Source organism: Rickettsiella endosymbiont of Rhagonycha lignosa (assembly GCF_964031165.1).
GTDB lineage: Bacteria > Pseudomonadota > Gammaproteobacteria > Diplorickettsiales > Diplorickettsiaceae > Aquirickettsiella.
This window is the reverse complement of the sequence record NZ_OZ035011.1, coordinates 395,760-418,354: the sequence shown is the minus strand read 5'-3', so window position 1 is coordinate 418,354 and position 22,595 is coordinate 395,760. Positions and strand designations below refer to the sequence as shown.

Here is a 22,595-nt window from a genome sequence, read left to right as displayed (position 1 = left end):
ATTGAATTTTTTAAATTTATTCATTTTCATTTTTTCGCTTAATAATTTTAATTATTTTTATCCAAGTAATATTACCTAAAATATTTGGTATTTTTGTACCAAATATTTTAGGTAATATAAGTGAACAAAAAAATAATGAACGGGTAATAAATATGGACAGAAGTATATTAGAAATATTTATTAAAAGTTGTGGGACTGTAGAAAAAACAGCAAATCAAATAAAGACAACTCGAGAAACATTAAGCGCCATTCGAAGTGGTCGTAACCGAATGCAAGTAGATTTTGCAATATTAATAGCAAACTATTTATATAAATCTAAAGAACATTAAAGTAAATTTTTCAGATTTACTTTCAGCTGAAGAAAAAAATAGATTTAACAAAATTAAACTGAACTTTAACGATCCGCTTTTAACATTAGGGAATATGTTTTTAAATGATGTGAAACACCATACAAAAACGGACTGGGTAAACGAAGAGCTTTTTGATTTAAATCAAGCAAAGCCAATCATTATCGATGAAACTAATCAACTCATCGGTAACCACAATACTTATTTTTTGCATATACAAAATAAAAAAACAACTATATGTGCCTGGAAAATATCACTTTATGATTTGGTAAACGGAAAATATGAAGTTTCCTATTTAATCAACATTTTCGATTCGGTTGAGCTAGGCCACATAGGAATAGCTTTAGAAAGTTTCATTAGAAATTATCAAGGGAAAGATAAGAATTTATTTAGAAATAAAGTTTTTCGTAATACTGATCAATTTATTGCAAGTCTATTAGGGTTTTCAATTACTCACTATCAACAACTTAAAAAAATAATTAATTATTGTAGTGATGAGCTTATTGAGAAAATAAGAGCTAAAAAAATTAGGATAGCTGCTGCGGCAGACTATCTTCCTTTTAATCAGCGCTAAATATCAAATTATCTTTAAATATAATAAGGAGAAAAATAAATGCGTGAGTTTGCAAAAATATCTAGCGATTTCTGGACTAGTTCATCAGGGAAGAAAATAAGAAACTGCGAGTTGGAAGCCAAAACCTTAACATTTTATTTATTGACATGCCCTCATGCCAACATGATGGGGATTTATTATTTACCGTTGCCTCTAGTTGCACATGAAATTGGAGTCCCTATGGAGGGGGTTCAAAGGGGCTTAGAAGCATTGATTAAGATTAGCTTCTGCTCTTATGACTTAGAATCAGAATATGTATGGATTCACGAAATGGCTATTTCTCAGATAGGCATATTAAAGAAAAATGATAATCGAGTGAAATATGTAAATTGCCTTTTTCGAAAATTACCAAAAATAACTTTTTTACCTGATTTTTACGAGAAATACCGAGATTTATTACAATTAGAATTACCTCAAACTAAAGATTTACAAGAAGGGACATCAAAGGGGCTTCAGAGACCCTTCGAAGCAATAGATAATAGAGAATGTAGATATAGAGAAAGATACCCTTATAGTATTAGGTGGGGAGCAACCCACATCGAATGTCGTTGAAGAAAAACTCCCAGTTAAAAATTTAATTACATTTCCTGTTAAAACTAAATCATCAGTTGTATTTACTATTCCTTTACACCAAGGAGGTTCACGCGCAATTGAAGAATCTGAAATTGACGAATGGCAAAAGAATTATCCTGATGTGAATGTACGACAAGAACTTCGCAAGCTCATTGCCTGGAATCAAGCCAATCCTGATAGACAAAAAACAAAACGTGGAATTAATCGTCATATCCAAGGATGGTTAGGCCATGCGAAAAAGCTAAATGTTAAACCTGTTCAATCTCTAAGTACTTGGGATCACAACATGGCTGTCATCAATCAGTTATTGGAGGAAGACTGTGGAAGCTAATGAAAAACAAGCATTTTTTGCAAGTCTTGCTGTGATTGCCGAAACGGTTAATCGAAAAATATCCTCGATATTAATGAAAGCTTACTGGGAATGTTTAAAAGATTACTCCTTCGTGGAGGTTCAACATGCTTTGGGTGAAGTATTGAAAAATCCAGACATTAAAAAACATCCTTATTTCCCTCTACCTACAGATATTGTTGCCATCATCGATGGAGATATTAATACAAAAAGTTTGTTAGCCTGGATTGAAGTAACAAAAGCTATTCGTGAAATTGGTCATTACGACAGTGTAATTTTTTCAGATGAATTAATTCATGCAGTCATTCAAGATATGGGCGGTTGGATTTCTTTGTGTCAACACAACGAAAAAGAACTACCTTTCATACAACGCGATTTTGAACGTCGGTATCAAATCTATTGCCGAAAACGGCCAATAGCATTACCTAAACAGTTATCGGGCCGTATTGCGCATCAAAACGCAGTTCATGGACATGAAAAATATATTCCTGTTGCTGTCGAGTTTTCAGAAATCAGAAAAAATAAATCATTTGTTATTGGAGATAAAAATGAAATGCATTAACCCAAATTGCAATTATTTTAAAACCGAAATATGTGATTCATTTGCTTTACAAGAGTGTTTAACCAGAAGAAGACATTACTGTTATAAATGTCAAACACGATATACTACTCTTGAGATACCTATCTATATAGGGACCGTTAATAATGATAAACGTAATACTTTTAAACAAGTTATGACTTATTTTTCAGGAAATAATTCTTGTGCTAAATGGAAACAAACTATTGAGTTGATTAAAAAAGCTAATCCTCTATAAGCTATTTGTCCAATTGAAAAAAACAGATAATAATGTAAAAATGCGAGTTTTGGGATTGATTGCAAAATGGACATTATAAATTTGAAAGGAAAATTGCAGCAACAATTATTCTTAATAAAATCAGCACTTACTAATGCGATGCAGTTGAAAGCTGCAATATTATTCTCTATTAAGAATTTAGAAGAAAAATTAACTTCGGCTTTACGAAAACCGAAAAACTGCGATGAAATTGTTGAAATCAAAGAAAGACTTGAAGAAGATAGATGCGCATATGCTAACTGTGAGCTTCATATCATAGCGTATCAAGCAGATAGTGTAGCAACTAAAATTGAAATTATACGCCTAGAACGACGGCTCTCAAAAAATACGAATCCATGAATAAAAAAATCTGGTCTAATTTTTATTGCATTGCAAAGAAAAAGATGATTCTGATAATGATGAATTTCAAGTTTCAAGTAAAATTTGTCAGTCTTCACAGACTACCCGTTTATGTTTCATCGGTAGTTAATGACCGAATTTTGGTAATGCATGAAGTTCAAAAAATTGAAATAGATATTTAGTTAACTTCATCAACAATGCAACATAATGAACAAACACGCTTAATGAGAAATAAAAATGGATAGCAAGAATTTACTCGTTCAATTGAATCAAAAAAGAGAGCATTTACGCTCATTGAAAGAGTTTCTTATTGAATCAGTTCAATTAAAAAATGGAAGATTTGGTTTTTTTAACGACTCACAGCAAAGATTAAATATCGCTTTAATGCGAAACCCTCAAAACTTGGACGAAATAAAGCAGTTAAGTGAAAAAGTTGATCATCATTGGAATATGTACACTAAATATGAAGATAAGATTACCGTTTTACAAATAGATATTGACACTACTAAGCAGGAAATCACAGAGCTAGAGCAGCTTCTTAGCACATTTCCTGATAAAAAAGCTTACTGTGATTTCTATAAGCAAAAAAAGAGCGATTATGACGAAGGTGACAGACAAAATTCCAATACGGCTTCAGGCTACGCAAACGTTAGCAATTTCCCTTTTAGACAATAATTAATCGAGAAAATGAATATCAATTATGCCTGGAAGCTCAAAAAATTAAAACAGATCGTGGATACATTTATCCATGATGAAGCCAGTTTAACGTCTCAAGAAGTCCGTACAGCCTTAATTGCGATTAGCGAGATGAATAAAATGCAAGGACACTATTCCCCAGAAAAGCATGTAAACGTCAATATAAAAACAGATCCTGATCTACAACAACTCGAAGATCTCATTAAGCAACATGGTAAAGAATATTGAGAATGTTCAAAGCACCTTATTAACCAAAGCTAAACTTTGGGGATCATTATTATTATTTACCCAAGTGTTTTATAAGTTACGTACTGGACGTGAATTTAGCATCTCTCAGCCTACTTGTCGCGAGCCCCATGTCATAACACTCTGCCGTGCCTTAACACAAACGATACACGGTAAAATGCCGTTTTTATTAATTAATATTCCTCCACGTTATGGAAAGACAGAATTACTTATTCATTTTGTCGCCTGGAGTTTATCGCGTTTTCCCGATGCACAATTTCTTTATGTTTCCTACTCACATTCGTTAGCCAAGAAACAAACGCAAACTATTCGTCAGATTATGACATTACCGCAATATAAGAAATTATTTGATGTCCATTTATCAGATGTATCAAGTGCTAAAGATAATTTTGAAACCACCCAGGGCGGCTGTGTGTTTGCAGCAGGCAGTGGTGGAACGATTACCGGACGAGGCGCAGGATTACAAAATGTTGATCGTTTCTCCGGTGCGATTATTATTGATGATATTCATAAACCGGATGAAGTCACAAGTTTATTAATAAGCATAAAATAACTTTAGATCAATTTATTACACAAAATAGTAGATCAAGGGTTTTCATGGGGGTTGAAGATAACATAAATGCAGGGATTATATTGAAAGAGCAAAAATACATGAAAAGAGGCAATCCCTTCTTTAAGCCAGCAAATTATAGAAAAATGGCTTCAAACTGACAAGGATTTGAAGTTATTGCCGGAGAAATAGGAGCATTAATAAATGAATTAATTAAGCATAAAGGGGAAATTTATTTGCAAACCTTAATAAAAGAAAATGAAATTCTCATAAAGGATAACTTAAGAATTTTTTTAGATGTTGCAATTTACTATGGCTTAAATAATTTTCTCGTTCTTTTGATAGAACGGAAATTATTAAACAAAGCACTTATTACAACTTCTGATATCTATAGTTTGATGAATATAGATATAAATATATTTAAAACCATTTTTGAGCATATTAAAGATTCATTAGATTATACTGATATTTTAGAAATAGGAATAAAAATAAGTTCACAAGGAAATAGTCAATTTAAACAATATTTCGCATCCATGTCTTTTGAAAAAACAGATCCATATCCTTCTATTTTCTTATCTTTTTAAAAACATTAAAACTACGACTGACCCCCATATAATGGACTCGCTATTTTTATTTATTGTTTAGATAATAGCAATATAAATATAAAGCATTTATTGAGAGTCTCTGCAATGAGGGTTATAAAAGCTAAGTCTTCTGCATAGTAGAAATAGAATCGACAAATAACACAAAACCTAGGGCACGAAACACTTCGTGCCCTAGGTTTATTTAGTAAAGCTCAGTATGGTATTTTCATGAATAGTTTCAAGTTGCCTTGGGCTTTGGTTAAATAATGTTCCCCTGTACCCAAGTAAGTTGTTACCAACTAAATTTAAGTTTTTAACAATGTTTTGAGTGATTGTCTGATCATTTGCGACATTAGGGCTCATTTCTTCAGTTAGCACATTAACATCCGTAGAGCTTTTGATGGATTGATCCATTGTATTTGCTTGGTAGCTAGACAACTCTTTCTCTAGTTGATCAATTGTGACTAACTCCTTCTTATAATTTCTTTCATTACATTTATATAACAAGTAACTACAACCTATTATTAACCCAGCCAATAAAGTAGTGGGTCCAAAAATCGCCAGTGATAAAAGTATTGTGCCAACTAATAAGTTTGCTATGAGCGGCAATGATGCTGTTAAAGCGACGATAGAACCTATTGCCGGCATAGCAATAAGTTGGGCGGACAACATAGTGACGACAAACGTCATACGCATTAAATCTGGACATTTCCAAGTTTTAGAAGCTTGGTTTTGATAAAATTGTTTTTCGTTAGTCAGTATAATTTTAACCATTTCTGCTTTTTCCTCAGAACTGAAATCTGACCAATTACTAAGATCCGAAGATTGTAGGCCTCTAGATTCAATGCTCTGGACCCCCAGTACTCTGTTGTTGGTTTTATTTATTAAATAGTTCACATTATTGGGACAAAGCGTTCTCAGGTCTAAGTAACCTTGTTTGTTAAGGTATTTTTTTTCGAATTTTTGCATAAAAAAGCCTATATAAAAATATTTAAATTTATCGATCATTTTTTTGTTACAGAAATTTTTTCTTCCCGTTGCTCTCCTCCGTTTAGCTTATTTTAAAACTATAATATTAAAGAAATATTAAAATTGAGTTGTCAGACAAAGCAAACCAGGGCAAACGCTTTTAGCCCTTAAGGACCCCCATATAATGGGCTCGCTATTTATATTTAGTATTTAGATAATAAGCCTTTAAATACTATAAAAGCATTTATTGAGACTCCTGCATCGTGGAGGTTTTACCGAGCGGAGCTATCCGGAGTAAATAGTCGGGACTTAAACGTTAAATAAGGCTTAAGCGTGACGGGGAAAATGTCGGAGAAAGTAAATGAGTGAAAATATAACAATGGAAAATTTACCCAATACTGAAACAAGCATAAGAATCGAATCTGTAGGCCCTGTTGAAAAAAAAATACCGCAATCCGTGGTTGATAATGCCGTTAAACAAGCAAAACATCATGCGTATGAACAAGGTAAAAAAGCAGCTCAAGAAAAATTAGCTCAACAAGCGAATACTTCTGTTTCTAATCAAACTTCAACGCCGCTAATGACAGAATATTTACAAAATTTAATTGCAAACCATACAGCTCAACAAACCAATGAATGGCAAGCTCAACAAATCGCATAGCAGTTTTTTGAAAAAGACAAAAACAAGGAATTTATCAATCCCATAGAATTTTTAAATTAAATAGGAGTAAGTTACCTGCGTTAAAAGAAGAACTAGAAGAAGAAAAATCTTCAATTATATTCAATAAATAATTATTTTATTTTAAAAAAATAAGCCTCCCTTTTTATTGTTATATAATTTTGCGCAAGAGAAATATGGATTTTACTAGGTCTACCTAAGTTAGCACCCTGCTCTATCGTAAAACTATTCTTGTTATAATTTTTTAAATTTAACCTAAAAAACTAAAGCAGCAGCCGCAACGCCGGTCGCTAGTCCAGAAAATCGCAATCAAGGTCATCCAGCGGTTTTTCCGTGTTGCTTCCCTCAATTTTTTATCTAATGACTTTCAAAACCTAATGATTTGATTGTTGATATTGCTACCACGGATTTAGCAGCAGTTTCTTTACAAAGACGCTGCATATTATTGATAACGAGGTTATCTACTGTCAAATTGCTAAACAAAGAATAAATTAATTTATAAAATTTCGGTTAAAACAATTTAAAACTTTTTATTTTAAATATTAATAGAACCATTGTTTAGCTTGTTAATTTGTTATTGACCCAATCTAAATCAACAAAGCCACTGATTCCGTTAACCGTTCCTTTTGAGCTATATTGCCACCATGACCAGGTACTTCCAGATTGTTGCCAGGTTTGAGGTATACGAGGCTTATCTACATTCCAATTAGCAATCCAAAGTGGATTCATACTAAAGTCGTATTTCTCCCAATTTAATGCACTATCCCAATAAGCAGGTGAGCAATAAATAATTGGATTAACATGACACAAAATATCTTGTTTAATCATTCCAAGAAGATCTTGAAGATGATCAGCTATTTCATCTTTACTAGCCTTTTCATTGCCTCTTTTCTCTACATCAATTGCTAACAAATTGATAAAAGGATCAAAGCCTACTAAGCTAAGATTTCTTTTAATATTGGCAAATTGCTCTTTCGGAGTACTATTTAATGCCCTGAAATAATGATAAACGTTAACTTTTAGGCCCGCATTGTTAGCAGCATGCCAATTATCAAGAAATTTAATGTCTGTATAGGTTCCTCCTTCTGACATTTTGATAAAGACATGCTGAATCCCGTCAGCGGCAACCTTCTCCCAATCGATAGTTCCTTGCCATTTGGACACATCGATGCCTCTTTCATATAAATCTTGTTGTTCTATCATCATTTTATTCTCAATAATTAAGCTTTGTCTTATTAATTCATTATCCCTCCTAAATTTAATAAAGCCAATAACTAAATATACGTAGCAACTTTAATTTTACCTTAAGAATAAGCTTAAGATACTTAATATTTAAAAAAAACTAGCTATATATTTCTTTAAAAATAAGTAAATACCCAAGAAGTAAAATATTATACCCAGCATTTTATTAAAAAAGGAGGTTCGCAATTTTTTAACTAAAGATTATTATTCGAGATCCTGGCACCTTCATTTTCTGACTTATTAACATCAATATCGTCGACATTACGCAACAACTTAACTCCTTCGATATCATCTTTAGAAGCTACCAATATAATGGAGTGCGCCCAAGTTTATCTGGTATATTTACATCAATGTTGATTATGTTAATCAACACCTTAATGAGATCTTCATTACTTAATTGTACGGCAAAACTTAGAGGAGTATAATCTTGTTCCGTCGTTATTTTTGCCAATAATGACGTCTCAGATATTGACTCAACAACACAACCTAACTTAAAAAATATTTATCAGTTGCCGCTGATTCAATAAACACTAAAAAAATAAAAATAATAAATTATATGAAACCTGTAATATTACCTTTAATTATAATAATAACTGTTACATTCTTGTCTTCTGCTGCTAATGCAGCACAATTTAATCAAGATAAAAATTTATCTTCTGATAATTTATTAATAAATATATCATCTGGTTGGTTAACAGGCCAAGCTAAGGAATATGTTTATGGAGAAAATAATAGCAAACTTAGTGAACTTGATTGGGAAATTAAAAGTACACCCATAATTAAAGGCGATATTTCTTGGAATACTACCCCTTGGTTAACATTAGAAGCAAATGGATGGATAACCTTGAAACCAAGCCATTCAACTATGCATGATTTTGACTGGACGATTCCGAATCAAACACATTGGTCGGATCTTAGCTATAGCCCAAACACTCGTCTTAATTATGCTAATGAATTTAATATTAATTCTAATATTTGGTTGATGAAAAAAAATAATTTTAAGCTAGCTGGCGTTATAGGATATCAACAAACGCAATTTGATTGGACAGCAATTGGCGGATATTATGATTATAATAATGGGCAGGAAAAAGGTGAGTTCCCACCGATACCTGGTATAGCATATAAACAAAAACTAAGTGTTCCTTATATTGGTGGTAAAATTCAATATAAATATAAAAATTGGGAATTTAATACCTTATTAAAATATAGTCCATGGGTTTTAGCTATGGATAATGATGAGCATTATCTACGTCAATTAAACTTTATAGAAAAAACACATAGTTCTAAATATTATTCAGCAAGAGCAAATATTGGTTACTATATAACACCACAGATGAAATTTTTTAGTGAATGGATATGGAATAGATATACCCTGGGGAGAGGCAGAACTACCGTAAATGGCATATCCCTGAATTGTTCTAGTTGTGCAGGAATTGAAAATAGAAATTACCAAATTGTATTTGGCATTGCCTATCAGTTTTAACTAATGCTGCTATTTTAAATGCGATGCCGCTATAGTAGAAAAGTCTACTTTCATCCTGCTATCATCAACTGTTCCTCATCAAACGGGAACATAACGAGAATAATCCCAACACAATTTGATTCTTTACTTATAGCCAGGTTTCTTGTTGACGTAATTTTTTAGAACATTAAAGCTTATTATTTTTTTAAAACATAATAGTTATTGTCAAATAACACAGTATTAAAAAAAGTTAAAAATAATATATACATCTAAATACTATTTTTTATTTATCTAAAATCAATGATGATATGAATATATTTTTTAAATGACTTATGAAGTACACCAGTGACGCCCACTTCTTTGCAATTTTTCTTATCTAGCCTTCTGCATGAGCTATTAAGACAAAAATTAAATGTAGTAAATAATTTTAAATCAAATATTAAAGCTTCTAGCAACTAAACTTCCTAAAAATCCAAATAAATTCATCGTGATAGAAAATACAGATATGATTGTGCCCATAGGTACTTTAGGGATCTCAATTGCTTTACGATGCAATGCGTTGAAAATAAGTCCGGTGCTCATGCAAAACAGCAAAACACTCCCCACCACCCAAAATAAATGTGAAGGTGAATGGATTAAGGTAAACAAACTTAAAATAAAATAGATTATCGTCAAAAATAATCCGCGCTTAAGAATTTCTTCTATCGGGTATATTAATAGCCGTTTTAAATAAATACCGACAATAAAAGAACCATAAACTAATAGCTGCACAAAACCGAACTGAATGAGGTTAAGTTTTAAATAATCCATCAAATAAAAAGGACTTAAGGTATTCCAGGCTATCAAACTAGCAAATAAGAAACAAAAAAATAAAGTATAGGTCCAAAATTGAAAATTAGTAAAAATCGTTCGGTAATTAAAAAATATTTTTTCTAACTTCAGCCTTTCTGAACTAGCTCTACTATCAGGCATAAACGTATACAATAAATACAAATTCAGGACTGTAAAAGCGCTTAGAGCAATGAATAACTCTCTCCAATTCATCCGTTGTAGTAACAAGCTCCCTAATAAGGGCCCTAAAGCAGGTGCTAAGATAGCGATGCTAGTCATCCAGGAAATAGTTTTAACTGCTTGTTCTCTTTCCATGATCTCACGAATAGCAGCGTATCCTGTTACTAAAATACTGCTGACGACACATCCTTGAAAAAATCTACCAATAAGAAACCAAATAATATAATGGGTTAAACCACAGAGTAAGGTTGCGAAGACAAAGAGAACACCCCCGCCCAATAATATATTTTTTCGTCCGTAATGATCAGATAACGGTTCTAAAAAGACTTGAAATAATGAAGCACCTAGAAACCAGTAGGCAATACTCAATTGACCTATAGCATTAGTTACTTGCAAATTTTTGGTTACTTCGGGTAAAGCCGGCAAAAAAAGGTTATTAGAAAAGTACAGTGGTAATTCGTAAAGAATAAGACTAATTGGGAATAACAGAGTTATTTTTTTATTGTTCCGTTGCATTTTATTATTATTTTATAAGTAAAAAAATACCTTGATAGAATCATTATTAAGGTATTGTAAATACTATTTAATTAAATAGTATTATTGTAGGCATTTATTTCGGAAGAGAAGTTTATTATTAAATTTATAAATTCTTTCTTCTCTGAATCCTTAAATTTCTTAAATATTTCCATTTCACTTATTTCATTAAGTAATTTGTTTTTAAGATTACTTTCACACTCGATCGATTCAATAAGATAATTAAGAATTTTAAAATTTTTTAGTTTTTCTTCTTCTTCAGTATTTAAATCTTTCTTTAAGAAAAGTAGGCAGTTATCAAAAAAATTGGCATTAAATTCCTTTAAATTGATGTTTTTTATATATTTTTCAAAAATTTTCTTTTCCAAATTGTTTTTTTTCGTAAATAATAGTGGTTTCTTTCTAGAGTGACTTGCAAAAAAATTTTCTATTTCCTTTTTGTCCTCTAAATATAACGGTTTTCCATGAAATAATTTTTCTAAAGGATGAGTTTGCATCATGATGTCGCTCCAAGATTTTTAGGTAGGCATACTTTTTCATTGATAAGAAAAGTCCATCCATTCTTAATAGCTATTAACACGATTTCAGCTTTAGATCGGCACTGAAGTTTATTTTTCAAATCCCTGATGATCGAACGAACGGTAGCCGTTGATATTTTTAAATAAAGCGCTATCTCAGGAGTAGTAAAGGCATGAAGAATACATTTAAACACATCCAGCTGTCTTCTGGTCAGATTTTGATCTCCAAACGCCTTTCCTAAATATAAACGTTGTTCTTCCAAGTTAAAATAACCTTCCTTTTTGGCTAGGGTAAATCCACTTACGCAAATATTGCATCCAATAATCCCCACAACCTTGTCGTTATCATCCAGAAGGCTTGTTTTGGTAATAAGAAAATCCTTCATTCCACCCGCTACTTGAATTGACTCTAAATGATTAATTTGCGGTTTTCCAGATATGACTTCTTGATCGGTTGTTCGAAAGGATTCCGCTGAAGAATCTTTCCAAATTAAATCATAATCGGATTTATGGATGATTTGTTGAGGGGAATCAAGGCTTGCATATTCAGCAGTTGAATCATTACATCCTGTATAATTTAATCGAATATCCTTTTCAAAGTAATTTATATTGAGATTACTTAAATTATTTAAAATACTTTCTTTTAGCATTTTATACTCCTTATTTGTCTTGATTTTTTTTAATATCCATTAATTTTCAATTGACAGGCTTAAAAAACAATCTATTCATTATTAGTATAATTACAAATACAATACTTTGTTATAAACATCTTTCATATACAATTGCCAAACAAAGTATTTTTAATGCATGGATATTTTATATAAAAAATTGCAATCTATCTTGAATGTTCCATATTTCACTCCTCCCATGAGAGAGTATAAATGAATTTTTCCTAAAAAAATCCATACAAATGTATGTGAAAAATCATTAATTTTATGCAAATAAAAAAATTATAAAATAGTGCAATGCTTGGAAGCTTACTATTTCATTGCTTAAGATAAAACCACCTTTTCCCATAAAACTATCCAAAATGATATTAAAAGACAAGTTTGGTTTATCTTGAAATTATTTGTTGAGATTTTTAAGTCTTATTAGGTGGGAGTCACTTCACTCTTTTTATAGTAGTTGTTCCCTAATTATTTTCTTATTTATTTCTTTAAGCTATATTTTTTAATTAAATAGATAAAAAATTATTTTTTTGATAAAATTAAATCATTTTTTGGTGTTAAAAGCTCAAGAAAGATTACATATATGTAATCTTTTAATCCAAAAAAAGATCTTTCGTTACATAAAAAAAATTGTTACACTGCATTAAATTGGAAAATAGGTAAGTTAAGAAGGCGATAATATAGAAAAGATTCAGTAAAAGACCTTTTAGATAATAACCGATAAATGAACTAGGGGGCCACATTGAAATCAACTACTACATCCAGCACACAAAGCACTACATCTTCTTCAAACTTCTTGCATGATAATGAGCCCGTTCCGGGGACTTCTCAACAAACTGAAACTCCACAGCAAGAAGCTCTTCATGCTTGGCTCACTAAAACACATAGCCGACTACGTTTTTTGTCTCAAATCGAACATTCAGCGCCCCTTGCAAATTTAATTTCATCATTTGATAAGAAATTACAGTCTGAAGCATGTGAAAAGACTAGCATTGAATTTTTATTAGCATTAGATGATTTTATCGCAAAAGAAAAGGATCCTTCATTATCCATTCAATTTTTTATTGAAGAAATACTCAAAAATTGCCGTTTATTAATCGATGAATACCGCGATACTTATGCAAAATTGATTTCATTAGAAGAAACTGTTACTCAACCAAGCTTAACCGAAGACGCAAAGCAATTGCAAATTAAACTATTGGATTTAAATAAAGAAAAAAAACAATTGGAAAAATTACTGCTTCCTGATGTTGAACTAACTCGTCTGATAGAACTGACAACTGATCTTAAAAAATTTAGGCTCGAGCTTGATAGAGATTTTAAGCTTGAAATTGCTATGCATGAAGCGGAATTAAAAGTGCATACACAGGAATTAGACGAAATAAATGAACAGGCAGCAAAAATTGAAGAAGAACTGACATTTCCCATCGATCAGCTTGAAGCAAATTTAAGAATAAATCAAAGAAAACTTTATTATTCGGAAGGCGATTTGTACACTTTGAAACAGATACGCATAGACGACATTATAAAAAAACTTTTATCGCAATTGGAATTAGAAAATACTAGACTTTCTTTAATATCAGAGCTAAAAGAATGCGACCCAATTAAAATCCTTAAAATACAAATCGAACATCCAAATACTAAGCAAGAAGATTTACGTACCGAAAGCAAAATTAAAAAAGACCTTGCACAGAATGCACAGACTTTAGATGATATAACGGATTTTTTTAAAAATATAATACAACTTGTTCCTATCAATAATAATAATATTATTAAGAATTTTTTAAAAAAAATACAATCTATCCTAAATTTAAACGTAGACAAAAATGCACTAGAAACGAAACAAACAAAAATTAATGAAGAATTAATCGATTTTTTACAACTAAACGAATCTGAATTAATTGAACTTCTTAAAAAATTGACTGACGATAAACAAGAAGAAGTCGAAAAATTACAGATTGAAAAGCAAAACTTAAAAATACTAGGTAAGAAAAATAAACTTAAAAGTCAAATAAGTGAAGTGGAAGAAAAAATACAAGCCACTAAAGATGATCAATATATATTCAGTATACTTGAAGATAATAATTTAATAAACTCATTAATTAATCTCGAAAGATTACAAAAAATTACTGATAACACCATTCGTGAAATTGATGAATTGCAAAACCAAATCGCAGAAATAGAAAAAAAAATAACTGAATTAGAAAGAGAAGATGATAAAAAAGATGTTGCTAAATTGGAATTTGAATGTAACAAAAAAAAAATAAACTCTCGTGAAAATATAACAATTCTTAAAGAGAAAAAAATTAAATTGAATCTTGCTTTAAAGGAGCAATTAGAAAATCGCAAAACTGAACAAAAAACTAAGAAAGTCTATGGAGATCCAATTGAAAAAGTAATAAATAGAATCTGCGATTCAAAAACCCAAGAATGGCAAAACCAATCGACACAAACTCAAGATGAATTGCGAAAGAAAGAAGCGGCTATAAATACAATAATGAATGAAATTGAAAAACAAAAATCAAACTCTACCCACAAAGAACAAGAACAATTGCTGAACAAGAAATTAAATTGGCAGGGAGACCTTCTTTTACAATGGATTGTTAAATTATCGAAGGAAGATAATACACAACAAAAACATAATCTTTTTGATTCGTTGAAAACTCAATTAATTGATTTAAAAAAGGAGGTTGAAAACCCGGACTGGAATAAATTAGGTTGGGGATTTTTTTTCAAAAAAGTTCCTGATGGTATTCAAAAAATTCGTAAGATTTTCGATGAAATACCATTTGACACTTCAGAGTCTGAAACGAATATTGAGCAAAATAATTTTATGATGCTAAGTCTTTTTTCAGAAATATATCTTTTAATCAAACAAAAAAATTCTTCTACTCCATGTTTGCGAAGTTCAACGGTTAAGAAATTTTATCAATCGCTTCAAAAATCTTTAACACAAATTAATAATCAATTTTTAGCTTTGCAAGAACCTGATGTAGAAATGCATGACGCGGCTCAACCCACCTGTTCCACTTTTCCGCATTAGCGCATTTATTATTAATTAATTGCAAAATTTTGATAAGTTATTTACTTATTTAACCTAAATTATTTACTTGCTATTTAAAATTAAATTTTTTTATTTTATTAAATTTTTTAATATATTTACATAATAATTGAATTAATTTTAAATTTACGGTAGTTTGTAATGGAGAATATAAGTACACGCTAACTCATTGAATAATCTGTGCTTTAAGAGATAGCATCCACTATGAAAAACTATCAACTATTAATTAAAATGCAATGCAACGATGAATGCTAATAAAATACATCTTACTTTAAGAACCTTGATGCAAATGAAGTCAACTCGCGATGGCGTCAAATTCACGCTGTACCGACTGGCAAAAAATTTAAACATGCCACATTCTGTCTTGTTAAGATTAATTCATCTCGAACCAACTAAACGTGTCAATAATCCAAGAATTGATACCTTAAATAAAATTGTTGAATTTTTTAAATTAGATGGTTTCAATATCACAATAAATGATTTATTGATGGGACTTAATAACGAATCAGAACTGATAATTCAAGATCAGCAAGCAGTTTCTTTTAATACGGAGACCGAATTACCACTTTATTCTTTTAATGCGACTATATTTGAAAAAATTGGCCAAATATGCATTAAGTTAAGCACCCAAGCCCAACATTTGATTGCCTTGCAATCCGAAGAAGAAATTAAACCTATTTTTAAAAAAGGTTCTATTTTTATCGTTGATCCCAATGCAGCACTTGAAAAAAATAGCTTAGTCGCTGTTAAAATAGAAAATAATCTGCAAATTTTGATTCGAAAGCTTCAAATTGAGTTTGATGAAATTTTACTGACGACTTACGATAATAGCACTGCTCCTGTTATTTTGAATCCACAGTTGCATTCTATTCTAGGCGTGGTAATACAAGTCAATGCTAAAACTTAATCGACGCACGGAAGTGTATGTTATTAAAACTGTTTGCGAAAAAACTGGATAGCTTATTTTGTCACTATCTAGGTATACATAAAGAAAAAATGCGACCTTTAAGTCTGTGTATGAAAAATAATTATCTCATTGTAACCTGTGCGCTTCCCTTTAAGAGACATATCTTTAAAGAACCCTGGAATGATCTTAATGTCAGTGATTTAACAAAATCACACCCCACTATTAATAAAAAAGTAGGTTTAGCCGCTGGAAAAATTATTGCTAAAGGCTTAGTCATCTCTTTCGAGGAAGTTGAAATTGTTCCGCCAAAATCTGAATAAAAAACATTCTTCCCTTAGGTTAGATGCTAAATGTTTATGGTTCTTAACACTAAGTTATGCCATGTTAAGCTTACTCAGTAGCTGGTTTATTATGTGTAGCATCTCTTTGCAAAACATAACAATCAATGCTGGAATATTACTTTACCCATTAAACTTTCTACTCGCTAACTTTATCACTGAAGTTTATGGCTATAAAAATTCCAGACGCGCGATTTGGTGCGGATTTTTTTTCAATATGCTCTCTGTGTTCTATGCTGTATTCATTATCAATCTACCCAGTCCCAGTTACGCAGTACATAACACGTTATTTAATTTGATCATGGTCGCTTATTTGAAAACTAGCGTTATGTTTATGTTGAGTTATTTAATGACTGCACCATTCAATATATTTCTTCTTGCCAAACTAAAACTAAAATTAAATGGCAAGCATCTAAAATTTAGATTGCTAGTCTGTGTCATGCTTACAACATTCATCAATGTCTTGATTTTACATCTAAGTGATTATAATGACCGCTTAATAAACATTCCGTTCATTTCATCCCTATTTATCAGCACACTCTTAACACTGATTTGTTTACCTGTTATTACTTTTTGCATAGAAAAAGTTAAGCAACTGGAAAAAATAGATATATATGACCAAAATACACAGTTTAATTTTTTCAAATTTGAAGTAAAGTATATCCACAACAATAATGGATTTGATCAATTTCCACGCTAAATAAATTGCATCCATTGCAGAATAAGATCAATTAAATAGCAACAAGGATTACTTTGGAAACGGCCACCCACCATAACACAGAACTTAACCCTATTCGACAAACCTATTTATGGATATTCATCTCAGGTTATACCTTAGCTTTTTTTCTTGCAAATTGGTTTGATCCGCGCTTAATAAATATATTTGGGTTAAATACGGGTGCCGGTTCATTTGCATTTCCTTTAACCTATCTCATTTCTGATATTATTACTGAAGTGTATGGCTATAAGCATGCCCGAATAGCCGTTTGGACCGCCTTATTATTTTTTTTAATCTTTATCCTGTTTGACCAATTGGTGGTTGCTACACTTGCGCCTGGCTCGATCTCTCAAGTTGCTTTAAGCACTTTTTTAATGACCAACAATCGTATTCTTTTAGCAGCCATTTTAAGTTATTTAGTTACTGAAAGTATTAATTCTTATATCGTGGCGAAACTAAAAATTAGCTTAAAAGGTAAATACATGGGCATACGCTTTATAGGTTCTACCTTAACTGCTTATACGATTAATGAACTGATCTATGCCCCAATTGCTTTTTATGGCTTGATTCCAAATTTTAAACATTTCATACACCATATTTTAGCCTCTTGGGTATTCATGGTTTCTATCGAATTATTGCTGCTCCCCTTTTCAATCCGCCTGGCAAAACGTTTAAAAATTATTGAAAATTTAGATATCTATGATACGCAAACCAATTTTAATCCCTTTAGTTTGAATACCGATTATCATAAGCAGAATAATAAATCGAAAAAAAATTAAATGCGCGGTTTAGGGATTGCTTTAGGCTCAGATACAAAGTTATTACAATGTTTTAAAACCTCATTGGCACTTCCCCAAGAAGCACTATAACCGCTACCGCCATGCCCATAACAATGCAGAATCATTGATTGGTCATGTCGTTCTGACTCGATGCGCACTTCAGGTCGGCCACAGCGAATACCGACTTTAGGTGTCGTCGTCACATTTTTTACGGCCGGAAAAAAAGTTGCGACATTATTAATAATACTCTGAGTATCGCTAGGTCTAATTTCTCTATCCGAGTCACCAACCTGAAAAGTAGTGCCAATGACGCAATCTCCATCCTCTTTATGTATAGGACGAAAAACGACATACGCAGTCAATCCTTCAACATTCATAGAAGTACGATCATTTTTCAAGTCAGGCGTTAAAGCAAATGTTTCGGTTTGACCACGTATCGGATAAACTAAATTATCATCAGTTAAATATTTCGCTTCCCAACCCGAGCTATTGACTACAATGGCATAGGTTTCAGTAAGCACACTTAATGCATCAATCTTTTTAACTTCAAGTTTCCCTCCTAGCTCTTTAAATTTTTCTAACATGTAAGGTCGATAAAAATTTGGATTAATCAGTGGTATTTTGATCAGCACACTAAACGGAAAGCCATCTACCTTTAATTCAGCATCGGTGTTTTCATGCAGTTCAACTGCTTTTCTTACCGATTCCTTTGCCCAAACACTGTTTTTAAAATCTGTTTCAGATGTGAAATAAAGAACTTCTAAAATTATATTCACACCGGGTGTTTGGTTTTTTATTAATTCAGCAAATTTTGGCAAACTTTCTAAACAACATTGCTGTAATAAAGGGTTATCGTCATTAGGTGCAAACCAGGTCGCTACCGCCGCATCGGAATTGGTAGCCAATGGTTCTTCTTTACTAAAAACTGTTACCTCAAATTTATCTTGCCTGTTTTTATTATTTTCCAAAATAACAATCGCATTGGTCATACCAATAATACCCGCACCTACAATAGCAACTTTATGTATCAAGTAAACTCCAGAAAAATATAAATAGATTTAATTTATAAGCATGAAATATTTATGCTTAATTTAAATAAAGATTATAACAAAAAAAATTAATTTTATATGTGATTTTTAAAAAATATATTTTTTAAAGCACATTAAAATTTATTGAAGAGATTAAGATTAAATTATTAGTAAATAACAACGGTTTAAAGAGAAATATAAATTTATTGCAAAAATTTCTCGATGTTTTTAACATCTTTCTCGGTGAAAGGTTTAAGCAGCACCTGGTCACAGCCTGCAGCTTGACATTCCTGCTTAACTTTTTCTTCAGCGTGTGCCGTTAAGGCAAAAATCGGCAGATACGGTTTATTATTAAGAAGCTCCCATTCACGATAACGCCGGGTCACCTCTATGCCATCTAAACCTGGTAAACCAATATCTAATAATCCACAATTAAAGGTTTGTGTTTGCAGAATTTGTAATGCCGCTTCACCCGTCGAGGCGATTTCTACCTGACAACCAAAACCGGTTAATAATTTTTTTATGACATACGCAACTAAGGTATTATCCTCGGCGACCAGCACTGAACCTTTTAGCTTAATAGTAGCTAGGGATTGCAAATCTTCCTCAGTGCTTGACGCTAAATTATTTACGGATAACATGCTGGCCGGTTCGGCCAAAGCAAAACTAAACTCCAAACTAAAACAACTCCCTGCTCCTTCTACGCTAGAAACGTTGATGGTGCCACCTAATGCTTCTGTCGATTTTTTAACCAGATATAAGCCAAGACCATAACCACTATATTCAGCCAGATATGAAGGATGGACCCGATAAAAACGATCAAATATCTTTTCCAGTTTATCTTTGCTAATGCCAATACCACTATCAGAAACCCGTATACTTATTTTAGCTTGCTTATCTTTTATCGATAATAAATTAATTTCTAAACTAATCGTTCCTTTTTTTGTAAATTTAACGGCATTAGAAAGGAGATTGAGTAAAAGCCGTTTTAATTTAATACGATCACTGATAATAAGCGGTATAGCATTCGATTTTAATTGAAACTGTAATTTTTTACTGGATATTGAAGCTTGCATCAATGTACGCAACTCTTCGGCTAACTGAATTAAATCAAATTTATCCTTTTTTATCAGCTCTAATGGATCTTCAATAACCGCTGACTCTACCACTGAATTAAGCAGTTCCAATACCTGTTGCGCAGCACCATGAATCCATTGACCATACTCTTTCTCTTGAGTACTTATTCCTTCTTTAGCTTGTAGATGCGAAAGGCCAATTATACCGGATAAGGGAGTGCGTAAATCATGACTGATATTTCTGATAAATTCAGTTTTTGCTTTGTTGGCTGCTTCGGCGTTTTCCTTGGCATTCTTCAATGCAGTAATGTCATTATATATCCCTAAAACACCAATTATTTCTTTATTTTTATCAAAAATAGGTACCTTACTCGTTAAAATTGTCAGCTTCTTCCCATCCGGAAAATTTTGCTCTTCTTCAATATTTAATTTTGGGTTGCCCGAGAGAATAACTTCTTGATCATCACCTCGATAATGCGTGCTTAAATTTTTTGTTGCCAGATCATCATCCGTTTTGCCTACAATTTCCTCAATAGAATTAAGCCCCAAGGCTTTGGTAAAATTAAGATTACAACCTAAATAAACACCTTTCTTATCTTTCCAAAAAACGAAAACGGGTAAGAGATTTACTAACTGAAAAATTAAATTGTTATTTAACCAATTTTTATCTTCCATAAAATTCTCCATTCATGTAATTATTTTTACCGTTTAATACTTAGAGAATTAATTCCCTCATTATAAGCCATAGGCTCATTTGAAGCATTTTGTCTAAAAAATGAAGATGTAGAGATAGCTGATGGTTTGATTACTGATTTTTTTTTCCGATCTAATATGCCACCTTTAACATAAGAATAATTTTCTTCTGTTATGATATTATCTGAATTTATTAAAGCTAAAGCTTCTCGAGAAGCTTGGAAAACATTTGATATCTTTCCTGGAATAAAATAAATAATTCCGTCCGACTTGAAGGTAACTGCACCACGAAAGTCTTCTGAGGTTTTAACTTTTGCTAAAATAACTCCCATATAATCAATATATGTAAATTCCTTATCAAACTTCGGGTAAAAACGCATGAGTTCGTTCTCACAATTAGATTTAATATCTTTCATAGATATATCCATTTTATTATAAATATTTTCAGCATCTTCTAAAGTTTTGCATGGTTTAGAGAGAGTGATAGACGCATGTGTCAAAACATATTTTGATATAGGGGTATTTTTATCAAGTCGATCATCATAGGGCATTAATGACGGAAAGTTACCATCCATTACGATAAAAGAAAAAGGCAATCTAGTGGGGGTATTTTGTTTATAAACTAAGGCGAAACAAGCTTGATAAAAAATGTCAAAATACAGCGCTTTGGGTAATAAGGTTTGAAAACTTGTTGCATTAATGACGAAATCAAATTTAAGAAATTTACTTTGAGAAGTTTCAAGAATAAATTTTGAATCTTCACTCCTTTGTAAGCTTAAAATCACTACATTACAATGTATATCGACCCCTAAATCTTTTAATCTTTTCTTAAAAAAGTTGCGCAATTGAATGTCCATAACTAGACTAGGTTCTTTAATATCGGCAACATAGTGTAGATTGGGGTAGTTTTCTGTTATTGGTATTTCCTTTGCTTCTCCAAATTCATGGCAAACTGCTGCAAACTCCTCTTTGTTAACCTTAGATGGATTGCCATCGGCATCTTTAACTCCTAATCCATATAATGAATGGCTGTGTTCATTGATCAACTCGGGATATTTAATATAAAACTCTTTATATCCCTCATGACAAAGTTCTCTTGTCAGAGAAGAACGTGGATAATGCGTACCAACATGGAGTCTATTACCAAAAGTACCCGAAATTCCAGAAAATATATCTGAACCTTTTTCAAAAATTGTAACCAAAGCACACGGTTTTTGAGACATTATTGATTCAGCAGCATGGCATCCATACCATCCACCGCCGATAATTGCTATTTTAATTTTTGGGAGAGAATGATCTTGCTTCATTAGATATCTCCCTTGCAACATAACCATGATTCAAGAGAAGATAAACAACAAACATTAGAACATTTTTTTATAAAAGAAATTTTATTAACAAACCAACTTTCATTAGTACTGAAATATTTATTCATAGCATATTTCCAATATTATTATTATTTTTAGATTACTAAAAAGTAATTTACAGTATTTTCAGCTTATAACATTTTTATTTACCTCGCGCAACGCTCTATATTTTAATTTTTTTACATTATGAATTAAATTAATATTAAGAATATTTATAATTAAATATAAACATTTAGCAATTGGCTTATAAACTTTTAAGTTAAACATTCTATCTTTTATAGAACTTCTTTAAATTTGGTAACAAATAAACATTAACAATATCAATTACGTTTTTACCGGGAGGCAGCAAACTTTTAGTCTTAATCTACTTAATAAGAATTTTAATTTCAGAAATATT

Annotated in this window: 27 protein-coding genes; 18 read left to right on the top strand and 9 right to left on the bottom strand. The window is 31.5% G+C overall.

The genetic code is table 11. The annotated features are described in order from the left end of the window. The first annotated feature begins 152 nt into the window (after positions 1 to 152). From AAHI99_RS01935 to AAHI99_RS01885, 11 genes are all read left to right on the top strand, one after another. Entirely contained in the window at positions 153 to 329 is a 177-nt protein-coding gene (locus AAHI99_RS01935; RefSeq protein WP_342228007.1) for a hypothetical protein, read from the top strand. Positions 330 to 423: 94 nt separating this feature from the next. Next, complete coding sequence (locus AAHI99_RS01930) at positions 424 to 921, top strand: hypothetical protein (protein ID WP_342228006.1); 498 nt, start codon at positions 424 to 426, stop codon at positions 919 to 921. A 39-nt stretch (positions 922 to 960) separates the two neighbouring features. Continuing rightward, on the top strand, positions 961 to 1,512 hold the full coding sequence (locus AAHI99_RS01925; RefSeq protein WP_342228005.1) for a hypothetical protein: 552 nt from the start codon (positions 961 to 963) through the stop codon (positions 1,510 to 1,512). Positions 1,513 to 1,654: 142 nt separating this feature from the next. Then, entirely contained in the window at positions 1,655 to 1,864 is a 210-nt protein-coding gene (locus tag AAHI99_RS01920) for a hypothetical protein (RefSeq protein ID WP_342228004.1), read from the top strand. Then, on the top strand, positions 1,854 to 2,444 hold the full coding sequence (locus tag AAHI99_RS01915) for a DUF6475 domain-containing protein (RefSeq protein ID WP_342228003.1): 591 nt from the start codon (positions 1,854 to 1,856) through the stop codon (positions 2,442 to 2,444). The genes AAHI99_RS01920 and AAHI99_RS01915 overlap by 11 nt, the downstream gene beginning before the upstream one ends. Further along, positions 2,431 to 2,697, top strand: a complete 267-nt coding sequence (locus tag AAHI99_RS01910) for a hypothetical protein (protein ID WP_342228002.1) — start codon at positions 2,431 to 2,433, stop codon at positions 2,695 to 2,697. The genes AAHI99_RS01915 and AAHI99_RS01910 overlap by 14 nt, the downstream gene beginning before the upstream one ends. Before the next feature lie 66 nt (positions 2,698 to 2,763). Further along, a complete protein-coding gene (locus AAHI99_RS01905; protein WP_342228001.1) occupies positions 2,764 to 3,075 on the top strand; it encodes a hypothetical protein in 312 nt (103 codons plus the stop codon). A 237-nt stretch (positions 3,076 to 3,312) separates the two neighbouring features. Further along, positions 3,313 to 3,750, top strand: a complete 438-nt coding sequence (locus AAHI99_RS01900; protein ID WP_342228000.1) for a hypothetical protein — start codon at positions 3,313 to 3,315, stop codon at positions 3,748 to 3,750. 12 nt (positions 3,751 to 3,762) lie between these two features. Then, entirely contained in the window at positions 3,763 to 3,999 is a 237-nt protein-coding gene (locus AAHI99_RS01895; RefSeq protein ID WP_342227999.1) for a hypothetical protein, read from the top strand. Continuing rightward, the gene (locus tag AAHI99_RS01890; RefSeq protein ID WP_342227998.1) at positions 3,983 to 4,570 is read left to right on the top strand and encodes a hypothetical protein; all 588 of its coding nucleotides are present in this window, start codon (positions 3,983 to 3,985) and stop codon (positions 4,568 to 4,570) included. Before AAHI99_RS01895 ends, AAHI99_RS01890 begins: the two co-directional genes overlap by 17 nt. Positions 4,571 to 4,803: 233 nt before the next feature. Further along, on the top strand, positions 4,804 to 5,151 hold the full coding sequence (locus AAHI99_RS01885) for a hypothetical protein (RefSeq protein ID WP_342227997.1): 348 nt from the start codon (positions 4,804 to 4,806) through the stop codon (positions 5,149 to 5,151). A gap of 198 nt (positions 5,152 to 5,349) precedes the next feature. Here AAHI99_RS01885 and AAHI99_RS01880 read toward each other — a convergent pair whose 3' ends face one another. Further along, the gene (locus AAHI99_RS01880) at positions 5,350 to 5,925 is read right to left on the bottom strand and encodes a hypothetical protein (RefSeq protein ID WP_342227996.1); all 576 of its coding nucleotides are present in this window, start codon (positions 5,923 to 5,925) and stop codon (positions 5,350 to 5,352) included. 556 nt (positions 5,926 to 6,481) lie between these two features. Between AAHI99_RS01880 and AAHI99_RS01875 the strand changes: the two genes are divergently transcribed. Next, positions 6,482 to 6,781, top strand: a complete 300-nt coding sequence (locus AAHI99_RS01875; RefSeq protein ID WP_342227995.1) for a hypothetical protein — start codon at positions 6,482 to 6,484, stop codon at positions 6,779 to 6,781. A 576-nt stretch (positions 6,782 to 7,357) separates the two neighbouring features. Here AAHI99_RS01875 and AAHI99_RS01870 read toward each other — a convergent pair. Continuing rightward, the gene (locus tag AAHI99_RS01870) at positions 7,358 to 8,005 is read right to left on the bottom strand and encodes a glycoside hydrolase family 25 protein (protein WP_342227994.1); all 648 of its coding nucleotides are present in this window, start codon (positions 8,003 to 8,005) and stop codon (positions 7,358 to 7,360) included. Positions 8,006 to 8,342: 337 nt separating this feature from the next. Then, complete coding sequence (locus AAHI99_RS07575; protein WP_425288723.1) at positions 8,343 to 8,492, bottom strand: hypothetical protein; 150 nt, start codon at positions 8,490 to 8,492, stop codon at positions 8,343 to 8,345. 105 nt (positions 8,493 to 8,597) lie between these two features. Between AAHI99_RS07575 and AAHI99_RS01865 the strand changes: the two genes are divergently transcribed. After that, on the top strand, positions 8,598 to 9,524 hold the full coding sequence (locus AAHI99_RS01865; RefSeq protein WP_342227993.1) for an omptin family outer membrane protease: 927 nt from the start codon (positions 8,598 to 8,600) through the stop codon (positions 9,522 to 9,524). Positions 9,525 to 9,935: 411 nt separating this feature from the next. Here AAHI99_RS01865 and AAHI99_RS01860 read toward each other — a convergent pair whose 3' ends face one another. The 3 genes from AAHI99_RS01860 to AAHI99_RS01850 all read right to left on the bottom strand — a co-directional run bounded on the left by AAHI99_RS01860 (position 9,936) and on the right by AAHI99_RS01850 (position 12,216). Then, positions 9,936 to 11,030 (bottom strand): MFS transporter, encoded by a 1,095-nt coding sequence (locus tag AAHI99_RS01860; RefSeq protein WP_342227992.1) that lies wholly within the window; start codon positions 11,028 to 11,030, stop codon positions 9,936 to 9,938. A gap of 71 nt (positions 11,031 to 11,101) precedes the next feature. Beyond that, a complete protein-coding gene (locus AAHI99_RS01855; protein WP_342227991.1) occupies positions 11,102 to 11,548 on the bottom strand; it encodes a hypothetical protein in 447 nt (148 codons plus the stop codon). After that, the gene (locus AAHI99_RS01850; protein ID WP_342227990.1) at positions 11,545 to 12,216 is read right to left on the bottom strand and encodes a LuxR C-terminal-related transcriptional regulator; all 672 of its coding nucleotides are present in this window, start codon (positions 12,214 to 12,216) and stop codon (positions 11,545 to 11,547) included. Before AAHI99_RS01850 ends, AAHI99_RS01855 begins: the two co-directional genes overlap by 4 nt. Positions 12,217 to 12,976: 760 nt before the next feature. On the opposite strand from AAHI99_RS01850, the gene AAHI99_RS01845 reads away from it, so the two are divergent. The 5 genes from AAHI99_RS01845 (at position 12,977) to AAHI99_RS01825 (ending at position 18,037) form a co-directional block, all read left to right on the top strand. Beyond that, entirely contained in the window at positions 12,977 to 15,277 is a 2,301-nt protein-coding gene (locus tag AAHI99_RS01845; RefSeq protein WP_342227989.1) for a hypothetical protein, read from the top strand. 262 nt (positions 15,278 to 15,539) lie between these two features. Beyond that, on the top strand, positions 15,540 to 16,202 hold the full coding sequence (locus AAHI99_RS01840; RefSeq protein ID WP_342227988.1) for a S24 family peptidase: 663 nt from the start codon (positions 15,540 to 15,542) through the stop codon (positions 16,200 to 16,202). A 17-nt stretch (positions 16,203 to 16,219) separates the two neighbouring features. Continuing rightward, positions 16,220 to 16,522, top strand: coding sequence for a hypothetical protein (locus tag AAHI99_RS01835; protein ID WP_342227987.1), 303 nt, complete (start codon positions 16,220 to 16,222; stop codon positions 16,520 to 16,522). A gap of 91 nt (positions 16,523 to 16,613) precedes the next feature. Next, positions 16,614 to 17,240, top strand: a complete 627-nt coding sequence (locus AAHI99_RS01830; RefSeq protein ID WP_342227986.1) for a VUT family protein — start codon at positions 16,614 to 16,616, stop codon at positions 17,238 to 17,240. Positions 17,241 to 17,293: 53 nt separating this feature from the next. Further along, positions 17,294 to 18,037 carry a queuosine precursor transporter gene (locus tag AAHI99_RS01825; RefSeq protein ID WP_342227985.1) on the top strand — a complete coding sequence of 248 codons (744 nt, stop codon included), beginning with the start codon at positions 17,294 to 17,296 and terminating at the stop codon, positions 18,035 to 18,037. On the opposite strand, the gene AAHI99_RS01820 is transcribed toward AAHI99_RS01825, so the two are convergent. The 3 genes from AAHI99_RS01820 to AAHI99_RS01810 all read right to left on the bottom strand — a co-directional run bounded on the left by AAHI99_RS01820 (position 18,034) and on the right by AAHI99_RS01810 (position 22,141). After that, positions 18,034 to 19,068 carry an FAD-dependent oxidoreductase gene (locus AAHI99_RS01820; protein ID WP_342227984.1) on the bottom strand — a complete coding sequence of 345 codons (1,035 nt, stop codon included), beginning with the start codon at positions 19,066 to 19,068 and terminating at the stop codon, positions 18,034 to 18,036. The genes AAHI99_RS01825 and AAHI99_RS01820 overlap by 4 nt on opposite strands. Before the next feature lie 200 nt (positions 19,069 to 19,268). Then, positions 19,269 to 20,816: an ATP-binding protein gene (locus AAHI99_RS01815; protein ID WP_342227983.1), complete on the bottom strand. Its 1,548-nt coding sequence runs from the start codon at positions 20,814 to 20,816 to the stop codon at positions 19,269 to 19,271. A 26-nt stretch (positions 20,817 to 20,842) separates the two neighbouring features. After that, positions 20,843 to 22,141 carry an FAD-dependent oxidoreductase gene (locus tag AAHI99_RS01810; protein ID WP_342227982.1) on the bottom strand — a complete coding sequence of 433 codons (1,299 nt, stop codon included), beginning with the start codon at positions 22,139 to 22,141 and terminating at the stop codon, positions 20,843 to 20,845. Positions 22,142 to 22,595: the final 454 nt, after the last annotated feature.